The 18,615-nt window shown below is 36.0% G+C and carries 20 protein-coding genes and 1 pseudogene; 15 read left to right on the forward strand and 6 right to left on the reverse strand.

Annotated features, from left to right (window positions below):
* The first annotated feature begins 9 nt into the window (after nucleotides 1-9).
* The 5 genes from gloB to ACQV2Q_RS00665 all read left to right on the forward strand — a co-directional run bounded on the left by gloB (nucleotide 10) and on the right by ACQV2Q_RS00665 (nucleotide 5,153).
* Nucleotides 10-714, forward strand: coding sequence for a hydroxyacylglutathione hydrolase (gene gloB, locus ACQV2Q_RS00645; RefSeq protein WP_428872747.1), 705 nt, complete (start codon nucleotides 10-12; stop codon nucleotides 712-714).
* A 14-nt stretch (nucleotides 715-728) separates the two neighbouring features.
* Nucleotides 729-1,430, forward strand: a complete 702-nt coding sequence (locus ACQV2Q_RS00650) for a response regulator transcription factor (RefSeq protein ID WP_428881672.1) — start codon at nucleotides 729-731, stop codon at nucleotides 1,428-1,430.
* Nucleotides 1,414-2,310, forward strand: coding sequence for a sensor histidine kinase (locus ACQV2Q_RS00655; protein WP_428872749.1), 897 nt, complete (start codon nucleotides 1,414-1,416; stop codon nucleotides 2,308-2,310). Before ACQV2Q_RS00650 ends, ACQV2Q_RS00655 begins: the two co-directional genes overlap by 17 nt.
* Nucleotides 2,311-2,415: 105 nt before the next feature.
* A complete protein-coding gene (locus ACQV2Q_RS00660) occupies nucleotides 2,416-3,174 on the forward strand; it encodes an ABC transporter ATP-binding protein (RefSeq protein ID WP_428881673.1) in 759 nt (252 codons plus the stop codon).
* Nucleotides 3,168-5,153 (forward strand): FtsX-like permease family protein, encoded by a 1,986-nt coding sequence (locus tag ACQV2Q_RS00665; RefSeq protein WP_428881674.1) that lies wholly within the window; start codon nucleotides 3,168-3,170, stop codon nucleotides 5,151-5,153. The genes ACQV2Q_RS00660 and ACQV2Q_RS00665 overlap by 7 nt, the downstream gene beginning before the upstream one ends.
* Before the next feature lie 52 nt (nucleotides 5,154-5,205).
* Here ACQV2Q_RS00665 and ACQV2Q_RS00670 read toward each other — a convergent pair whose 3' ends face one another.
* Nucleotides 5,206-6,672 (reverse strand): NCS2 family permease, encoded by a 1,467-nt coding sequence (locus ACQV2Q_RS00670; RefSeq protein ID WP_428872752.1) that lies wholly within the window; start codon nucleotides 6,670-6,672, stop codon nucleotides 5,206-5,208.
* A 191-nt stretch (nucleotides 6,673-6,863) separates the two neighbouring features.
* Between ACQV2Q_RS00670 and ACQV2Q_RS00675 the strand changes: the two genes are divergently transcribed.
* From ACQV2Q_RS00675 to ACQV2Q_RS00710, 8 genes are all read left to right on the forward strand, one after another.
* Nucleotides 6,864-7,193, forward strand: a complete 330-nt coding sequence (locus tag ACQV2Q_RS00675) for a hypothetical protein (protein WP_428872753.1) — start codon at nucleotides 6,864-6,866, stop codon at nucleotides 7,191-7,193.
* A 65-nt stretch (nucleotides 7,194-7,258) separates the two neighbouring features.
* The gene (locus ACQV2Q_RS00680) at nucleotides 7,259-8,086 is read left to right on the forward strand and encodes an exodeoxyribonuclease III (protein WP_428872754.1); all 828 of its coding nucleotides are present in this window, start codon (nucleotides 7,259-7,261) and stop codon (nucleotides 8,084-8,086) included.
* Between the two features lie 21 nt (nucleotides 8,087-8,107).
* Nucleotides 8,108-8,839 (forward strand): YebC/PmpR family DNA-binding transcriptional regulator, encoded by a 732-nt coding sequence (locus tag ACQV2Q_RS00685; protein ID WP_428872755.1) that lies wholly within the window; start codon nucleotides 8,108-8,110, stop codon nucleotides 8,837-8,839.
* A gap of 106 nt (nucleotides 8,840-8,945) precedes the next feature.
* Nucleotides 8,946-9,479 carry a DUF1836 domain-containing protein gene (locus tag ACQV2Q_RS00690; protein WP_428872756.1) on the forward strand — a complete coding sequence of 178 codons (534 nt, stop codon included), beginning with the start codon at nucleotides 8,946-8,948 and terminating at the stop codon, nucleotides 9,477-9,479.
* Nucleotides 9,472-10,323, forward strand: a complete 852-nt coding sequence (locus tag ACQV2Q_RS00695; RefSeq protein ID WP_428874896.1) for a DegV family protein — start codon at nucleotides 9,472-9,474, stop codon at nucleotides 10,321-10,323. The genes ACQV2Q_RS00690 and ACQV2Q_RS00695 overlap by 8 nt, the downstream gene beginning before the upstream one ends.
* A 142-nt stretch (nucleotides 10,324-10,465) precedes the next feature.
* The gene (locus tag ACQV2Q_RS00700) at nucleotides 10,466-11,296 is read left to right on the forward strand and encodes an NAD(P)H-hydrate dehydratase (protein ID WP_428881675.1); all 831 of its coding nucleotides are present in this window, start codon (nucleotides 10,466-10,468) and stop codon (nucleotides 11,294-11,296) included.
* Complete coding sequence (locus ACQV2Q_RS00705; protein WP_428872760.1) at nucleotides 11,280-11,801, forward strand: hypothetical protein; 522 nt, start codon at nucleotides 11,280-11,282, stop codon at nucleotides 11,799-11,801. Before ACQV2Q_RS00700 ends, ACQV2Q_RS00705 begins: the two co-directional genes overlap by 17 nt.
* Before the next feature lie 35 nt (nucleotides 11,802-11,836).
* Complete coding sequence (locus ACQV2Q_RS00710) at nucleotides 11,837-12,253, forward strand: hypothetical protein (protein ID WP_428872761.1); 417 nt, start codon at nucleotides 11,837-11,839, stop codon at nucleotides 12,251-12,253.
* 48 nt (nucleotides 12,254-12,301) lie between these two features.
* Here ACQV2Q_RS00710 and sdaAB read toward each other — a convergent pair whose 3' ends face one another.
* From sdaAB to ACQV2Q_RS00735, 5 genes and pseudogenes are all read right to left on the reverse strand, one after another.
* Complete coding sequence (sdaAB, locus tag ACQV2Q_RS00715; protein WP_428873007.1) at nucleotides 12,302-13,069, reverse strand: L-serine ammonia-lyase, iron-sulfur-dependent subunit beta; 768 nt, start codon at nucleotides 13,067-13,069, stop codon at nucleotides 12,302-12,304.
* A pseudogene (gene sdaAA / locus ACQV2Q_RS00720) lies at nucleotides 13,049-13,918 on the reverse strand (L-serine ammonia-lyase, iron-sulfur-dependent, subunit alpha); the annotation flags it as partial. The gene sdaAB and the pseudogene sdaAA, both read right to left, overlap by 21 nt.
* Before the next feature lie 113 nt (nucleotides 13,919-14,031).
* On the reverse strand, nucleotides 14,032-14,988 hold the full coding sequence (locus ACQV2Q_RS00725; RefSeq protein ID WP_428872762.1) for a DUF697 domain-containing protein: 957 nt from the start codon (nucleotides 14,986-14,988) through the stop codon (nucleotides 14,032-14,034).
* Between the two features lie 83 nt (nucleotides 14,989-15,071).
* On the reverse strand, nucleotides 15,072-15,527 hold the full coding sequence (locus tag ACQV2Q_RS00730) for a threonine/serine exporter family protein (protein ID WP_428872763.1): 456 nt from the start codon (nucleotides 15,525-15,527) through the stop codon (nucleotides 15,072-15,074).
* Nucleotides 15,518-16,309 (reverse strand): threonine/serine ThrE exporter family protein, encoded by a 792-nt coding sequence (locus ACQV2Q_RS00735; RefSeq protein ID WP_428872764.1) that lies wholly within the window; start codon nucleotides 16,307-16,309, stop codon nucleotides 15,518-15,520. Before ACQV2Q_RS00735 ends, ACQV2Q_RS00730 begins: the two co-directional genes overlap by 10 nt.
* 114 nt (nucleotides 16,310-16,423) lie before the next feature.
* Here ACQV2Q_RS00735 and ACQV2Q_RS00740 point away from each other — a divergent pair, with 114 nt between their 5' ends.
* Entirely contained in the window at nucleotides 16,424-17,374 is a 951-nt protein-coding gene (locus ACQV2Q_RS00740; protein ID WP_428875772.1) for a RecX family transcriptional regulator, read from the forward strand.
* Between the two features lie 4 nt (nucleotides 17,375-17,378).
* Nucleotides 17,379-18,578 (forward strand): A/G-specific adenine glycosylase, encoded by a 1,200-nt coding sequence (gene mutY, locus ACQV2Q_RS00745; RefSeq protein ID WP_428872766.1) that lies wholly within the window; start codon nucleotides 17,379-17,381, stop codon nucleotides 18,576-18,578.
* The last annotated feature ends 37 nt before the right edge of the window (nucleotides 18,579-18,615 follow it).

Genomic DNA, 18,615 nt, shown 5'->3' on the forward strand with positions numbered 1-18,615 from the left:
ATGAGACTGATGCAAATAAAAGCAATTCCTGCTTTAGAAGATAATTATATTTGGGTAATTGAAAAAGAAGATGAAGTTATTGTCGTGGACCCAGGAGAAAGTGAACCTTTAATAAATTACTTAAAAACATTAGGCTTAAAAGTCAAAGCGATTCTCTTAACGCATTTTCATGAGGACCACGTCGGTGGATTGAGCGAATTGTTAGCCAGTCAAAAGCATGCGGTGACCGTTTACGGACCGATTGAAGTTGAAGAAAGAGTTAATCAAGTGGTCAAAGGGAGTGACCGGTTGGAGATAAGTGGTTTAGAGTTTGAGGTGCTTAAAACACCAGGGCACAGTGCTGAGCATGTGTCATATTTACTGGGGAAGCATCTTTTCTGTGGTGATGTTTTATTCTCAGCGGGTTGTGGGCGTGTATTTACTAATGATTATCAAGCGCAATATGACAGTCTTCAAAAAATAAAAGACTTGCCTGATGAAACGCAACTTTATGCTGGACACGAATACACTTTAACCAACTTGGCCTTTGCTTTAACCATCGAACCTGACAACCAAAACTTAATGAACCAGCAACAAGCTGTCAAAGTTTTAAGGTCCAAAGGCTTACCGAGCCTCCCGACTAGTTTAGCTGTTGAAAAGGAAATTAATCTGTTCCTACAAGCTGAAAGCTTGAAAGATTTCATCCAATTAAGAAAAGCGCGTGATCAATTTTAGAAAGGAAGAAGGGTATGCGAGTATTTATCGTTGAAGATGACCCGATTATTGCTGAGGGTTTAGCGAATACACTAATTAAGCATCGGTTTGAAGTTAGAAAGTGTCTAGACTTTGAAAATGTTGTCGAAGAATGCCTCTCTTGGCAAGCCCATCTGGTCCTCTTAGATATTAATTTACCTTATCAAAATGGCTATTATTGGTGTAGTCAGTTGCGGGCTCAATCACAAATTCCAATTATTTTTATTTCTTCTTTATCTGAAAGTATGGACCAGCTAGTAGCCTTACAGATGGGGGGAGATGATTATCTAGTCAAGCCAATTGATCGTCAGCTGATTGTTGCAAAAATCCAGGCTCTTTTAAGAAGAAGTTATAACTATCAACCAGATAACAGTCTTAATCTTAGTTTTGATGGGATGACTTTAAATACACAAGCTTTAAGCCTTGGATACCAAGAAGAAATTATTGACTTAACCGCCACTGAATACCAAATATTAGCAGTCTTATTTAAGAAAAAGGGGAATTATGCAAGAAGGGATGAAATACTTGATGCCTGCTGGCAAGAAAACCAATTTATTGATGATAATACATTAGCGGTCAATATTTCACGCTTAAGAAAAAAATTGATAGCATTTAATCGTGGGCCGGTAATTGGTACTAAAAAAGGAGTCGGTTATTGTCTTTTAAAGAAAGAGGCAAAAAATGAAAGCTTTCATTAATGAATATCGCGGTCTGATATTATTTGTTCTCTTTATCTTAGCTCTTTTTGCTCTTGTTTTTTACTTATTTCATCTAAACTGGATGCATTACCTCATCCCTTCTTTACTGATTGTGCTTATTTTAGTCTTATATTTAGGGAGGCAATGGTTTTATTTTCAAATGGAAGTAAGTTACCAAGTAAAATTTCAAACTTTATTGGAGAGTTCACTTGTTGAGAAGAATATTCAATTAAATAGGGAGAAAGATTTGGAAGACTATTTCTTATTATGGGTCCATCAAATTAAAACACCGATTGCGGCAAGTAAAATGCTCTTAGAAGAAAGCGATGATCCGTCGAAAGGGCTACTTAATCAAGAGTTAGTCAAAATTGAATCTTATTCTAATTTAGCTTTAAATTATCTTAAAGTAACTAACCCTAAAAGAGACATGGTCTTTAGCCGGGTTCAATTGAATGAGATTATCCAACCGCTCTTAAAACGTTACCGCCATCAGTTCATCAATCAGGAGATTACTTTACACTATCAACCGATCGATCAAGCAATTTTAACGGAGGCTAATCTGTGTCAGATTATGATCGAACAAATCTTATCCAATGCTTTAAAATACAGCCCCAAAGGGAATATATGGATTAAATGGAGACAAGCTAGTTATGACTTGGTCATTGAAGATGATGGAAGAGGTATTCATTCTCAAGACTTACCTAAGATTTTTGATAAGGGTTATTCGGGCCATAATGGTTTACTGAACGAGCAATCTTCTGGTATTGGTTTATACATGGTGCAGTTAATTAGTAAGCGTCTCAACCAAGCCGTAAGTGTTCAGTCAAAAAAGGGTGAAGGAAGCCGTTTTATCATACAATTTAATCAAGAGATGAGTTAACCTTACAAAAATGTAAGGTTCTTTTACAATTTGTAAGTTTTGATAAAGGCCGATAATTAAATATTCCTATAGACTTGATTTAAGAAATAGAGGGGGGACTAGTTTATGTTATTAAGTGTAGAACATGTTGAAAAAATATACAGTGGGAGAGGCAATAAGACTATCGCCTTAAGAGATGTTAATTTTGCTATTAATGAAGGGGAATATGTAGCTATTATGGGAGAGTCAGGGTCGGGGAAATCAACTTTACTGAATATTTTAGCGACTTTTGATCAACCGACTGCCGGTCGTGTCTTGATAAATGATTTTGATTTGTCGGGGCTTAAAGAAGAGCAAATTGCCAGTTTTCGCCGTGAGAAGCTAGGGTTTGTTTTTCAAGATTTTAATTTATTAGATGGATTTACCAACCGAGACAATATCCTCTTACCAATGGTTTTATCACAGAAATCAGTGGTTGAAATGGAAGAACAACTTAAAAGGGTAGCTAGTTTGGTGGGGGTAGAGGCACCATTAGATAAATATCCCTATGAAATATCAGGAGGCCAAGCGCAACGGATTGCAATTTCTCGTGCTCTAATCAATCAACCGGATATTATTCTAGCTGATGAACCCACTGGGGCCTTAGATTCAAAGACTTCTGAACAGATTATGCAAATTTTTGTAAAATTAAATCAAGCAAGTAATACGATTTTGATGGTCACTCACTCGATAAAGGCAGCGTCTTCTGCTAACCGAGTTTTGTTTATCAAAGATGGCGTCATTTATCATGAAATATATCGAGGCCAACAATCATCACTTGATTTTCAAGATGCGATTGCTGACGCCTTAGCGATGTTGAATGGACGGAGGGAAGCAAAATGCTAAGTATGTCGACTGTTATCCGTAAGTCAGCTATAAAATCAATGAAGTCGAACAAAGAACTTTTTTTACCTTTCAGTCTTGCTTCCATTATTCTGTTTGCTTTAGAATATATTATTTTATCGCTCACTGGCAATCAATATATTATCGAACGGTCAGCCAGTTTAAATTCTATATTGATGATTGGTGTTTTCTTTGCGACTCTTTTGAATATTATTATTGTTTTGTACGCTTCTAGCTTTATACGAAAAAAGTTAACGCAAGAATTTGGTCTCTATTCCATTCTAGGATTAGCCAAAAAGCATGTAGGTCGTATTTCGTTCATTCAATTTACGATTGTCCTCTTAGTTAATGCTTTATTTAGTGTTTTAATAGGTTATTTAAGTGGTAATTTTTTGTTTGTCTTATTTAATCGTTTAATGAAGGATACCGGAGCCGGATTTATGGATTATCCTTTTGATCCTAAAGCGGCCCTAGAAACCTTAGTATTGATGGTGGGAACTTACGCTATTATCTATCTCTTATCCATCTTAAAAATTCATCGTTTACAGTCGCTGGATTTGATGAAGGATAGCCGTAAGGGACAAGGGCGAGTTAAGAACCGCTGGATTATTTTGGCGATATGTTTAATCACCTTAGCGACTGGCTATTATATTGCTCTTACTACTCAAGGTGTTTTAGATTCACTGTCTATGATTTTTATCGCTATTTTCTTAGTGATGATCGGAACATATTCTTTTTTCATAGCTTTTATGGTGTTTGTGTTGAAATTGATGCAAAAAAATAAGCGCTATTATTATCAACCCACTCATTTCTTAAGTACTTCAGGCATGTTGCAGAGAATAAGTAAAAATGCCACATCATTAGCCTCGATAACCATTTTAGCCACTGGTATTATGATGGTCTTGGCAATGACCTTAACCACCTATCGCAATATGGAAGCAGCTGCTGAAGGTTCCATGCCAAGAGAGTATGAAATAACTTTTGCTCCTTCTCAAGCTTATGAAAAAACAACAGAGGAACAATTAGAATTGTTACGAAATTTTCAAGCAGAACTTCAATCAACTGATTTGATTTCGAACAATTTAATTGAGACAAATGCGATGGAGGCTATCTTGATTAAAGAAGATCATATTTATCCTTTGTTAGAGCCTGGTCAAAAGCAAAAAGTGGAAGAAGGAGAGCATAGCTTTGTTATTCTCGGGTTAAAGGCAGATTATCTAGCTAGATATCCCGATGAATCTGTTCCAGAAGATCAGTGGGTTCTTGCTTCTAATTTAAAGGATGTATCACATTGGGAAAAAATTTATTGGAAAGATGGATTAGAACGCGCGGTCTATATTGGTAAAGGTGAAATTATTCCTTATACCATTGGTGTTGATGCACTGTATTTTGGTGTCAATTCTTTAGCAGAGTTACAAGCGATGCAAAGGTATTTATTAGATAAGTCCGATATAGAATTATCCACTGTAAGCTCTTTATATTTTGATTTGAAAGAGCCTCAGTTTGAAAAAACAGTTCAAAAACTGGTTGATGAGCAAGGCTTTTTCATGGAGAGTAAGGCCTATAAAAAGGAGTTGCTCTATCAGCTTAATGGTGGCTTATTATTTATCGGTCTTATCGTTTCAAGTGTACTGATAATAGGAATGATCTTGATGCTTTACTTCAAGCAAATATCAGAAGGTTATGCAGATAAAAAGAATTATCAAATTATGAAACAAGTGGGCTTACCTTTACAATTAATTAAGAAAACCATCCGCTCTCAAGTACTTTGGTTTTTCTTCTTACCTTTAATCATTGCAGTTGTTCATAATCTGTTTGCGAGTCAAATTATATTCAAACTGTTAGGTTTATTAGGTGTTAATAATTTTAATGATTATTTGTTTAGCTTCAGTATGGTCCTATCGGGATTTATTCTATTCTATCTGATTTTCTACCATCTAACTTCTCGGTCATACTACCGCATTATCAATCAAGAAGATTAAATAAAAACACCTGCTTTTTTTAAAAAGAAAGCAGGTGTTTTAAGTATTATTCTTAAATAATAGCTAGCACGATGAAGTTGATGATAAAGAGAACAATCGATACCCAAATAATTGGATGAACTTCTTTAGTTTGTCCTTTAGCTGTTTTAATGATTCCATAGAGAATGAATCCTGCTGCAATTCCGTTGGAAATGGAGTAGGTTAAACCCATAAAAACAGATGCGAAGAATGCCGGCACAGCATCTTCAAAATTCGACCAGTCAATATCGGATAGAGAGCTAACCATCAAAATCCCGACAATAATCAAGGCTGGTGCTGTTGCTTGTGCAGGAATTAAAGAGATGATTGGCGATAAGAAAGCAGAAAGAACAAAGCAAAGCGCTGTTACCACTGAAGTAAAGCCTGTACGACCTCCAGCTCCAATCCCAGCAGATGACTCGACAAAGGTTGTAGTATTGGAAGTACCTAGAATTGCTCCAAAAATTGTCCCTACTGAGTCGCCGAACAAGGCTTTATCCATCTTAGAAGTGAATCCTGAACCGGATTCTAAAGCTAATTGATCGGCTTTTGAAAAGATACCTGAGCGTAAACCAGTACCAATAAAGGTACCAATTGTATCAAAAACATCAGAAAGTGAAAAAGCAAAGATTGTCATTAAAACAATTGGTAAGCGAGTAAGATCGCCAAATAGAGAAGGGATTCCTGCACTGGTGAAAATTACGCCAAAAATTTGCCCAAGGTCAGCAAAAGCAGAAGAGAGAGAATTATCGGCGAATGAAACTTGTCCTAAGTCAACCACATTGGTTAGGAAAGCTAATACAGTTGTAACAGCGATACCAATTAAAATGGCTCCTTTAGACTTTCTCATCATTAGGATAATGGTGACAATTATACCAACAACTGCAATTAAGGCACCTGGTTGGGTGAAATTAACCAATTCTGGGACAATACCACCATCAGTTACAACGCTGAATACTCCACCAGAGATTGTTTCCGCCATAGGATCTCCATTATTGACAGAGATAATATTCCCGGCACCTGAGGTGAATTGTAAAAGACCAGCATTTTTTAAACCGATATAGCCGATGAAAATACCGATACCAGCAGAAATAGCATGTTGTAAAAATGCAGGAATTGAAACGATTAATAATTTACGAATTTTAGTGATAGTGATTAAAACGTTCAAGATTCCACAAATGAATACCATGGATAGTGCCTCTTGCCAAGTGAATCCTAAGGCAAAAACAACCGTATAGGTAAAGAATGCATTTAATCCCATCCCGGGAGCTAAGGCGTAAGGAACATTAGCAAATATTCCAATGAATAAAGTTGAAATAGCAGCAGCAAAAATAGTAGCTAGAAATACTCCTTGTGCCGGCATACCTGCTTGTGACAAAATGGCTGGATTGACGAACATGATATAAGACATAGCAAGAAAGGTAGTGATTCCTGCTTGTATCTCTGTTCCTAGGTCCGTATTGTTCTCAGAAAACTTAAAATAATTGCGAATGGCTTCCATTGAATTCCTCCTCAAATTGATGAAATGATTGTAACAAAGATAGTTGTCTTTCGGAAGAGCATAAAAATATATAATCTTTTGTTAAATTTAAATGTTCGGCTTTTTTTACTAAAGAATGTGTTTTCATTTCATTGAAGCAATCTTTAGTTTTTCCTATACTGAGTAGGTATTTAAACTTAGGAGGTAGGCCATTGAATGATATGACAACCGGATCCTCCATTAAAAAGATTATTCGTTTTTCGATTCCTTTAATAATGGGGAATTTATTCCAATTATTTTACAATATGGTAGACACTTTTATAGTGGGGCGAAGTATTGGTTTAAATGCTTTAGCAGGAGTTGGATTAGCTGGTATTGCGGAATTAGTCATGAGGGTTATTGCCGCTTTTGTATTAACTCCTATGATTGGATTTTCTGGAACGGTCTTATCTAATCCGATGGCTTGGTTAGGTTCATTAATTATTTTAATACTAGCATTCTATCGTAAACACTATGAGTTGAAACAGTTGAGAGATTTATAGACCATTCGAGAAGCAAGGCTAAATATGATAAAATAAAGAGGCTAATATTTAAAAAGGAGAATGAAATGAAAATTATATCTTGGAATATTGATTCACTAAACGCTGCATTGACCAGTGATTCTAATCGAGCCATCCTGTCTCGAGAAGTTTTGATTAAACTCAACGCTTTGCAAGCAGATGTAATAGCTATTCAAGAGACTAAGTTATCTGCTAAGGGACCAACCAAAAAACATAAAAAGGTTATAGAGGAACTATTCCCTAATTATCAAATAGCTTGGCGTTCTTCTCAAGAACCAGCTCGTAAGGGATATGCTGGAACGATGTTTATGTATAAGAAAGACTTGAAAGCTGAAGTTTCTTATCCAGAAATTTCTTGTCCTCATCCAATGGATTATGAAGGTAGAATAATGACATTGGAATTTGCTGATTTTTACCTTACTAATGTATATACTCCAAATGCTGGAAGCGAGTTAAAGAGACTAGAGGATCGTCAGATTTGGGATGAAAAGTATGCTGATTATTTAGTATGTTTAGACCAAGTAAAGCCTGTGATTGCGACAGGTGATTTTAATGTAGCTCATAAAGAAATTGACTTGGCTCATCCAGACAGAAATCACTTTTCTGCAGGCTTTACAGATGAAGAGCGTCAAGGATTTACTAATCTTTTAAACAAAGGTTTCACGGATACTTTTCGTCATTTACATGGTCCAGTAGAAGGCGTTTATACTTGGTGGGCCCAAAGGGTTCGAACAAGTAAACAGAATAATTCAGGCTGGAGAATTGATTATTTCTTAGTGAGTGATCGAATCGCTGATAAAGTTCAAAGATCTGAAATGATCGATTCAGGCGAGCGTCAAGATCATACCCCCATCTTATTAGAAATAGATTTATAAAAGTGAAAGGAGTCGATAACATTGGCAGGACATTCTAAGTGGAATAATATAAAAAATCGTAAGGGTGCCCAGGATGCTAAAAGAGGGAAACTCTTCCAAAAATTATCACGGGAAATTTATATGGCAGCTAAACAGAGCGGAGGGGATCCGGACACTAATCCCGCTTTGCGTTTAGCTATGGACAAGGCTAAAGCCAATAATATGCCAAATGATAATGTCGATCGAGCCATTAAAAAGGCGACGACCTCCTCTGAAGGAGAGAATTATGATGAAGTGATATATGAGGGCTTTGGCCCTCAAGGGGTAGCTATTTTGACCGAAGCATTGACTGATAATCGTAACCGAACTATGACCAATGTCAGGATTGCTTATAATAAAAATGGTGGTAATATTGGAGAATCCGGAACGGTTAATTACCTGTTTGATCGCAAAGGCTATATTGTTTTAGAAAGAGAAAAGAACAATCTAGATGAAGATGAAATGTTGATGCTTGTTCTAGAAGTGGGCGGCGAAGACTTAGAAAGTTCTGAAGAAGTTTTTGAGATTTATACGGATCCCAGTGAATTAGCCAAGGTAAGAGATAAATTGTTGCAAGAAGGGCTAGTGATTTATACAGCTGAATTAACCTTAATACCCAAAACTTTTGTCAATCTATCAAAAAAAGATTATGAGGTACTGACAACCATTGTTGATGCTCTAGAAGATGATGACGATGTGTCTGAAGTGTTTCATAATGGTCAACTTGATGAATAAAAAACTCGAGATATTTTCTCGAGTTTTTTTAATATGTTTTTTTGCTTGACAGAATGTATTTAGATGGTAACATATAGTGGTGATAACTAGATAAAAGGGGTGCTAAGTGACGATAAAAATTGAGAAGATATTAGCTTTCCATTGTCCTTCATGGGATGAATTACCTAAACAGTCCATGTTCAACCAAGAAGTGGTTGAATATATTCAAGATTGTTTGGGCCCAATCATGAATGACGAAGTAGCAATGACTTCCACGATGATTCAAAATTATTCTAAATGGGGTGTCATCCCTAAAATCAAGGGTAGGAAGTATGGACGTCAACAGATAGCCTTTCTTTTAATTATTGCTATCTATAAACGTATTTTGCCTATTGAAACCGTTCGAAGGGGCATTGAACTCCAAACGAAGAGGGTAACGATCGAAGAAGGGTTTGATTTGTTTTCAGAGTCAATTAACAATGCTGTTCAACGTGTTTTTAAAACGGTAGGTCAAAATCGTCCCTTTGTTGTTGAAGGAATTGAAATAAGTAAAAAAACCGAAGGTATTAATGCAGTATCACATGCATTTGCTACTAAATTACTAGCCGAATTGATTATTGAATCAGGTGGTTATGACCAGATAGGAGATTATAATGAATAAATTAGCTATTATTGCAGATACTTCACAAGACTTAAAGGCAGATCTTGCTGAACATTACGGTATTGAAATCATTCACTATATGTTGCAAATGGGAGATAAACACTATCGTGACTTGATTGATATTGATTCTAGGGAATTCTACGAACAGATGCAACATCATGACGTCTTATCGACTGGTATTCCGCCTATCCAAGAAATTATAGATCTTTTGGATCGTTTAGTAGAGAAGGGTTATACTCAAGCAGTAGTAATTACAGCATCTTTAAAATTAACCGGTATGCGTCAATTATATGAAGTAGTTAAAGAACAGTATAAAAACTTAGAAATTTTCATTTATGAATCCAATTATATTGCTTCAATCACTGGTTTACTTTCAATCTATGCTGCTGAACTCAGAGAAGATGGTAAGTCAGCTGAGGAAATTTTAGCTGAATTAGAAAGAGTGGAAAATAAAGCTGGTATTTACGCTCTGTTTAGAACGTTGAAATATGTTATTAAGGGTGGGAGGTTTAATAAGTATGCTGGTATGATTGGTGCTTTCTTTAATATTAATCCATTATTAACTATTCATAACGGTGAAATTGAAATCATTAATAAGGCAAGAGGGAAGAAAAGATCTTATGCAACCCTTTTAGCAGCAGCTAAAGAAAAATTGCAAGGAGCTAAACGCTACAAAATCGCTCTTTTTGCCGGCAATAATAACGAAGAAATCTCTCAATTACAAAAAGATTTGGCTGAAGAAATTGCTAATGCTGAAACATCCATTGTGACTGAATTAACTCCCGTTTTAGGAGTACATGCCGGACCTCAGTCAGTAGGTATTTCAATTCTTGTTATTGATTAAAAAAAAATAAAAAATGATGAGAAATTCCTAGCCTCATCGTTTTTACTTTGTAAGCGTATTATTTTGACTTGCTTGTTATTAGATTTCAGCTTAATATAATACTATATTCAAGGAAATGAGGAAAACGATGATTGAATTAAGCTTGACTAAAATAAGATCACTTATAGATCCTCGTCCATTTGATAGTTACAAAGGGAACTACGGACATAGTTTGATTATAGCAGGTAATGAACAGATGGCGGGGGCTGCAATATTAGCTGCTAGCGCCTGTGTTCATGTTGGTTCGGGCTTAACGAGTTTGCTAACTGCAAAGACTAATATAAATGTTTGTCATTTGCATACTCCAGAGATGATGGTTGGGAATTGGGCAGATCAAAATTTGAGGAAACAGTGGATTTCTAAAGCAAATCACGTGTTAATTGGTCCGGGCCTTGGTAGGAGTCAAGAAAGTATTGAGATATTAAGTGAAACGCTATCAAGTATCCAACCTAATCAAGTGTTAATTCTTGATGGAGACGCCATTAGCCTGTGGGCGAAAGAAGGTCCATTTTCTTGTAAAGGCCAATTAATCTTTACCCCTCACTTGGGTGAATGGCTAAAAATGCAAGAAGCGAACAATATCAATGATCCTCAGGAATTTTCAGATTCATATCAAGCTATCCTCGTATTAAAATCGCATCAAACTGAGATTTATCAGCCTTCCGGCTTATCTTATAGCAATATCCCGGGCAATGCAGGCATGGCAATAGGGGGAATGGGCGATACCTTAGCTGGTATGATATCTGGATTGATGGGACAGTCTTCATCCCCTTTGGGTGCTGTATTGATAGCTGCTTATATGCACACAGCGATTGCTAATCAAATTAATCAAAAAGAATTTATTGTGTTACCATCCAGATTAATAAAGCAAATTCCTGAATTTATGAAAGATTTATTTGAATTGAAAGGTAATCGATTTGAACGAAGAATTTAAAGCCCAAAAACTAACTTTAAGCCCAAATAGTGATGAAAAAATGTGGATAGCTGAGATTGTGGGAGAAGATCCAGTCTATCGACTGAAAAGAGTATTTCTTCCTGAGTTTAAAAAGGGAACGTATCATTTATACGATGGTATTTATCAAATTCATGGAATCTATCCTGGAATCAGTCCTTTTAGTAAAGAATATTGTATCGTCAAGCACGGACATATGCAAAGAAAAATTCCACTCGAGACAATTTATCAACTCCTACCTCAAATAGAATCACAAGAGAGTAGACGGAAAAAACGGCTCAAGCATCAAATTATTGAGAAGTTAAACGTAATAGGGAAAAAGTTGGAACATGAATTAGTCTGGCGAGACATTGATTATCAGAAGGATCAATTAGATAGTTTAGAGAACTCTCAACAATTAACTTTAACTTTAGGACAGTTAATTAAACAAGAAGAGAAGATTGTTGATTCATATAAAAAAGCAATTGAACGTGGTATTGATGGCTAAGCGTTCAGATTAAAGATTATATAGGGAGCGAAAAAATGAAATTTAATATTGATAGATTAAAACAGACTCTCGAAGAATATTCTCGTTTACTTGAAATGGTAATAGTTATAGCTATTACTTTAAGTGTCGCTGTAGGAATGATTGACTTATTTAAATACGGTTATTTAGTTTTACAAGCAGATGTTATAGAAACCTATTCTGTTTTTCAAAATTTTTTAGGTTATGCTTTGTTGCTTTTAGTGGGAATTGAGTTAATTTTTATGTTGCTTTTTCACTCTCCTAAAGCAGTTTTAGAACTGATCTTATTTGTAATTGCTAGAAAAATGCTGATTTATGCGCAAACAATGGAAGATTTGGTATTAGGATCCATAGCTATCTTTATTGTCTTTGCTACTGTTCACTTTTTGGTCAAGAACGAAGATGGCCATTTATTACGAAATGACGAGGAGTAAAAATACTATGAGAAAAGCCTATCCCCATGACTGGGAATAGGTTTTAATTTATTTTACATAGATAGCCTTTAAATCATCAATAAAGCTAAAGCGAAGAAGAAGCTCATCTGTATCTTCTTGGTTAAGCTCTTGGTCCATTTCAAAGATAGTAATAGCGGGGCCATTAATTTTAGCTCTTTGGTGTGTCATGTATGAGATGTTTATATCATGATCTTGTAGGAAGGTTGAAAGGCGACCGATTGTTCCAATTTTATCTTTATGACGGATAATTAAAGTAGGGCGTTCGCCAGAAAAGCGAACATCATATTCATCATATTTGTTGATTTCGATTTTTCCACCACCTACTGATGAGCCAATGATGGTGACGTGGTTATTTGGACCGAAGATATGAATACGAGCAGTATTAGGGTGATAGTTTCCTAGATTACGCTCGAGGAAATTAATCTTTAATCCACGTTCTTCAGCAATATCACGTATATCAGCTATTTCTGAATCACGAGTCGTATAGCCTAAAACGCCGGCTATTAATGCTAGGTCAGTGCCATGACCTTGATAAGTTTTAGCAAAAGAATCCATTAGGGTGAATACGACTTCCTCAGGTTCTTCTCCTAGAAGTTGACGAGCAACATTACCGAGGCGAACGGCACCGGCAGTATGAGAAGATGAAGGACCGACCATTACTGGACCAATAATTTCGAAACCAGATTGGTAAGACGCGCTAACTCCATCCTCTAAAATCTTTTCACCTGTTCCAGATAACTCAACCTCAACATCAGCTACTAATTCATCTGAATTACCAAAGACCTGTTCTTTGATACGACGGGCAGTAGGAGTACCCGCTACACCACCAATGCCTGTTTCTCTTAATGATTCAGGGAGTTCATTACCAATAGCATCCATAGCGTCAATAACTTCATCCGAAGGAATAATGGATACCACATCAGCTAATGCCATATCAGCAGCAGCCATTGCAGTCAGTGCATGAAGTCCATTCCGAATGATACAAGGGATTTCTACTAAACCTGCAACAGGATCGCAAACAAGTCCGAGTGAGTTTTTAAGTGCTAATCCCACTGCATTACCAACTTGCTCAGGTGTTCCACCTTTCAATTCAACTAGGGCCCCAGCTGCCATAGAAGTGGCAGAACCCACTTCGGCTTGGCAACCTCCTTGGGCGCCGGAAATAGAAGCACGGTTAGCAATAACTAAGCCTAAAGCAGAAGCGGTAAACATCGCACGGACTAATTGTTCCTTTTCAAAATTTCCAGTATCAAGCATATGAACTAAACAAGCAGGTAAAATACCGGCAGAACCTGCCGTAGGGGTCGCAACAATTCTTCCCATTGAAGCATTCACTTCATTGACTGCCATCGCATTTGCGACAACTCTTAATGTGAAGGAATCGATTAAAGAGTCATCCTTTTGGGTATATTCAAAGACACGATGACCATCTCCACCAGTCACACCTGTATGACTCATAACAGACTCCAAAGTACCTTTTCTTACTGAATTGACCATGACATCAAACTGTTCTTCCATAGCAACTAACATTTCTTCCTCAGTAATTCCTCGTAATTCCATTTCATTTTGAATCATTACTTGAGAAATGGTTAGTTTTCTTTCATTAGCTTCATCAATTAAACCTTTTAAACTTGTAAATGACATAAAATCAACCCCAATCCAGATACTTATTTTTACTTAGTGCATTATAGCACAGCCTTACTTGTAATTTAACCTTTTTCAGAAAAATATGCTAGCGTAAATCGCTAGCATTGTTATTATATCTTTGTAAACGGATTCCATTTCTTACTATTTTCGATACCTGTTTTTTTAACAGATTTAACGATGGTTTGGATAACTTTTAAACTGCCATCTTTAATAATTTGACCGAGCAATTTTGTGCTTTCAATGGTTGCAGACCGTTTGATAACTTGATTATCAGCATCTTTCAAGCTGCCCAAATAATCCATAGTAACAATTCCCACTCTTAAGGTTAGTAGGGCATTAATGGATCCTTCTAAAATCGAGTTGGCTATTAAATTAGTAATCGAAACAGAGCCTGGAATCATGGATAATAGACTGCCTCCAAGGATGGAAGAGATGAAAGGTTCCATTTGAGCTTCAATAAGATCTAAGTCTTCAATCCCTCTAGCCATTAAAATTGTGGTTGCAACATTAGTGTATATGGAAAGAACTTTTCCGAAACTCGGACGCGTATCATACACTTTGATCAAATGCCAAACCATTTTCATTAAAACAACTAGAACTGTAAGGGCATCTAAGGAACCATTTTGTGAGATAGCAGTTGTTAAGAAAACCATTTGAGCTTGTTTTTTGATTTCAATTAAGCCATGTTCTCTTAAAGAATGATGGGCCAAGTGAATTTGTTCTTCTGCGGATAAGTTTTCGTGAGCAAGCCAATCGTAATTCAGCTCTTTTAAAGTAGGGTTCTTAATTAGTTTGACTAAACTATCTTTTACATACTGATCGTATTCTTCTGGACCTGCTCCATCTGCTAAATCTATTTCTTTAGGCAACTTCATTAGTTCTCTCACAGTTAGGAATGTAAAATAAATTAACATAACAGCTAGAATAAAAATGACTGTGAGTGCTAAGAGAGGATGGATATAAGCTAAATTACGGTATAATTGCATAAATTGATTGAAAATAAAAATAATGGTTATAATTAAAAAAGTTGAGGCTACTACTTTCAGCCATTGGCGCCAATTATTCAAAAAATCACCCCTCGATTTTATAAGTTTAACATTTTAAATAGAAAGATTACTCCGACCATAGACTGACCGATTGAGCATAAAATTTAATCGGCTTGTGACCTTTTATTAAGGTGATATTTATAAGTATCCATAGCTGAATCCACGACAAAGACCGCTAAACCAATGGCAAGAGCAGTCACCAAGGCTTGATAAAAGGACTGACTAGCTGCAATCAAATTGTTTTGCATAAAGTATTCTGCAGTCTCGTAAATGGCAATTCCCGGTACATAAAGAAAGAAAGCAGGAATGTAAAAAACATTAACGACGGTTTTAAACTTACGTGACATCCACTGGCCCATAATACTTACAATAAGACTACCAATAAAAGTAGCGATAAAGGTATTGGTGTGACTTAGAACAAATAAATAAACAGCATATGAAATGATTCCCGGTATACCTGACCAATAAATGAATTTACGTGGAGCATTGACATTGATAGCTGCTGCTACAGTTGCTAGATAACTAGCAACGAGTCTTAATATTAAATGATTTAATTCCATAAGTTAATCACTCCATATGAGATAGCTAAGCCAATTCCGACACCCAAAGCAAGGCTCAATCCTTCCTTAAAAGCATCTATTAAACGAGTTATACCAGTAGAGTAATCCCCGTGAAGCAAATCACGGATTCCATTGGTAAAAGCCGTTCCGGGATAAAGTGGCATTAAAGTGGCACCAATAACAATATTTAGGTTAAAGCGGGTGGTTACATACCAATGGATAATGGGTAAAACAAAGGCTAGTGAACTTGTCATTAAGACATTGACAGCAAAACGGTTGAGACCAAAGTTATCTTCTGATAGTTTAAAAAATAGAATCATGATGGTTGGAATTAGAGCAATCACCAAATCGCCTAAACCACCTTCTAATAAGATAACATAGGACATGATCAAAAGAATTGTCCAAACAAATTGGTTATGGGTGGTATATTCCTGGTCTTGAATGCTGTTTAGTTTCAAATAGGCTTCTTGTGGACTAATACTTTTGTCTAATAATTGACCAATGATTTCATTGACTTGATGGATGATGCGCATGTGATTTTTGCGGTTTTTCACCCTTACAATAATTGTGCTTCCCACCGGGCTTTCTTCTTTAAACTGACTATTTTGTAAAGCTAAAAATAGGCCAGAAGCAGATGAAAAGACAGCGGGTTGGTCAAAGTTACTTAATGAGAGAATTTGGTTAACTGTTCGCTCAACTCGATAACCTTCAGCTTCTGATTGAATCAAGAGGGTCCCAGCAAGAGTGGCTAGTTGAAGAATTGACTGTTCTCTTTTATCCATGAGCAAGCCCCTTTAGTTTTTTTGTCTATTATAGCATATTCTCGATAACAGAATAGAAGTCTGAATCAGAGAAGTTGGATAAATCGTGTTACAATAATAAATAGAGGTGATGATTTGAAAATATCAAAAATTCAGGTTCAAAAAAAGAATAAGCAACGCTATTCTATTTTTATAGATAATCAGTTTGCTTTTGGAATCGATGAGGCAATTTTAATTAAGTTTGCTATCAGAAAAGGTTTAGCAGTCGATCAAGAGTTAATTAGAAAAATTTTAGAAGCTGAATTTCATTATCGTTTTTATCAAAAAACGCTAAACTATCTGTCTTATGGTTTGAAATCTGAACAAGAAGTACGTGATTATCTTGATAAAATGATAAAAGAGTCACAAAGTGAGAAGATGGAAGAAAGGCAGGATTTTTCTAAGGAAATGGAATCTAGTAACTGCAAAACGCCACTAGCTAATCCCAGTAAACAACAAAGGAATGTTGACTATGCATCTTTTGACATTTCAGAAAGTTTGATTGATCAAATTATTGACAAACTAAAAGAACAAAACTTAATTAATGATCTTATTTATGGCCAAGCCTATGTACGCACTCAAGCCAATATCAACCGTAAAGGGCCAAGAAACATTTCTTATGAGCTGAAAATGAAAGGTTTAAATGATCTATTAATTGAAGAAGCTTTAATGGAGTATCCAGAAAATTTGCAACGAGAAAACTTAAAAATGTTAGCGGATAAGTTTATTAAAAGTAAAAAACGATTGTCTTTAGCCATGCAAAAAACAAAGTTATACCAACACCTTAACCAAAAGGGCTATGATCGAACACTCATTCAAACCTTTCTAGATAATTATAAAATGGAAGTCGATCCTGAACTTCAGGAGGATCTGCTGGATAAAGAGGGGCAAAAAATTTTCCGCAAAAGATCCAAAAAACATGAAGGCTACGAACTTAAGCAGCGTCTAATTGTCGACTTGCGCCAAAAGGGATTTGAATATCAAGACATTCAAAATTGGCTAGAGGATAATGAAAGTGTGATGAATATGAAAGGGGAGAATGAGTAGTTAAATGAGTAAATTTATAAGTAGTTATCTTGATTGGTCTCCTCAAAAAATTCAGAAGTTTCGCAAAACAGTATTAACTTGGTACGATGAAGAAGGGCGAGACTTACCATGGCGCCACAGCAAAGATCCCTATCAAATTTGGGTCAGTGAGATTATGCTGCAACAAACGCAAGTGAATACGGTTATCCCTTACTATGAGCGTTTTATAGACGAGTTACCAACTATTCAAGCTTTAGCTCAAAGTTCTGAAGAACAACTGCATCAGCTATGGCAAGGCTTAGGCTATTATTCAAGGGTAAGAAATATGCAATTTGCTGCTAAACAAATTATGAATGATTATGATGGCATCATGCCAAAAACCATGAAGGAGCTATTAAGTTTAAAAGGTATTGGACCTTATACAGCAGCAGCTATCGGATCGATTGCCTTTGGTTTAGTTGAGCCTGCCATTGATGGCAATTTAATGCGTATTATCGCTCGCTTATTTGAAGTAGAGGAAGATATTGGTCAAGCAAAAAACCGTAAAGTTTTTAAAGCCATATTAGACCCTCTGATTGACCCCAAACGACCGGGTGACTTTAATCAAGCTTTGATGGATATTGGAGCTACCGTTATGACACCAAGCAATTACCGGCCTGAAAACCATATCTTAGAAGAATTTGATCAATCTTATCAAAATGGAACGAGTCATCTTTATCCAGTTAAACATAAGAAGACTAAGCAGATAAGACAAGAATGGCTTGCTTATAAAATTATAAATAAAGAAGGGAAAGTTTTAATGCGTCAGCATCAAACCGGAGAATTATTGTTCGGCTTATGGCACTATCCTTTAGTAGAAGTCGATTTGCTAGCTTTAAAAGATGCAAATGAAGTTAAAGAGGCATTCTTTTATACTTATCTCAAGCCAGATGAAATGGTAATGGAATCTGTTGTAGAAGAAATTCAGCAATACTTTAAAGTCAAGATAGAAAAGCTTACTCCAGCAATAAAACATGTTTTTAGCCATCGAATTTGGCAAGTTGGCATTTTAGCGGTCAATTTTGAAAGTAGTGGACAGCAATTACTTGATCAGCTTCATCTAAATGATAGTAGCTTTCGGTGGGTAGCAGAGAGTGATATAAGTCAATTGGCCTTGTCCTCACTGCAGATAAAATTATTAGATAGTAATAAAGCATCTTCTAATGATGACTTACGACTTTTTTAAATGATGCATCAAACAAATAAGTTTTAAAAAATTTAGA

The organism is Facklamia sp. P12950 (genome assembly GCF_050409465.1).
GTDB lineage: Bacteria > Bacillota > Bacilli > Lactobacillales > Aerococcaceae > Facklamia.

What these genes read in the sequence shown, in the direction of transcription:
- ACQV2Q_RS00650 (WP_428881672.1), top strand. Translation starts at nt 729, where the DNA reads ATGCGAGTATTTATCGTTGAAGATGACCCGATTATTGCTGAGGGTTTA.
- ACQV2Q_RS00670 (WP_428872752.1), bottom strand. Translation starts at nt 6,672, where the DNA reads ATGGAAGCCATTCGCAATTATTTTAAGTTTTCTGAGAACAATACGGAC.
- ACQV2Q_RS00735 (WP_428872764.1), bottom strand. Translation starts at nt 16,309, where the DNA reads ATGGATAAAAGAGAACAGTCAATTCTTCAACTAGCCACTCTTGCTGGG.
- ACQV2Q_RS00730 (WP_428872763.1), bottom strand. Translation starts at nt 15,527, where the DNA reads ATGGAATTAAATCATTTAATATTAAGACTCGTTGCTAGTTATCTAGCA.
- mutY (WP_428872766.1), top strand. Translation starts at nt 17,379, where the DNA reads ATGAGTAAATTTATAAGTAGTTATCTTGATTGGTCTCCTCAAAAAATT.
- ACQV2Q_RS00695 (WP_428874896.1), top strand. Translation starts at nt 9,472, where the DNA reads ATGAATAAATTAGCTATTATTGCAGATACTTCACAAGACTTAAAGGCA.
- ACQV2Q_RS00710 (WP_428872761.1), top strand. Translation starts at nt 11,837, where the DNA reads ATGAAATTTAATATTGATAGATTAAAACAGACTCTCGAAGAATATTCT.
- ACQV2Q_RS00660 (WP_428881673.1), top strand. Translation starts at nt 2,416, where the DNA reads ATGTTATTAAGTGTAGAACATGTTGAAAAAATATACAGTGGGAGAGGC.
- ACQV2Q_RS00680 (WP_428872754.1), top strand. Translation starts at nt 7,259, where the DNA reads ATGAAAATTATATCTTGGAATATTGATTCACTAAACGCTGCATTGACC.
- ACQV2Q_RS00665 (WP_428881674.1), top strand. Translation starts at nt 3,168, where the DNA reads ATGCTAAGTATGTCGACTGTTATCCGTAAGTCAGCTATAAAATCAATG.
- gloB (WP_428872747.1), top strand. Translation starts at nt 10, where the DNA reads ATGCAAATAAAAGCAATTCCTGCTTTAGAAGATAATTATATTTGGGTA.
- ACQV2Q_RS00655 (WP_428872749.1), top strand. Translation starts at nt 1,414, where the DNA reads ATGAAAGCTTTCATTAATGAATATCGCGGTCTGATATTATTTGTTCTC.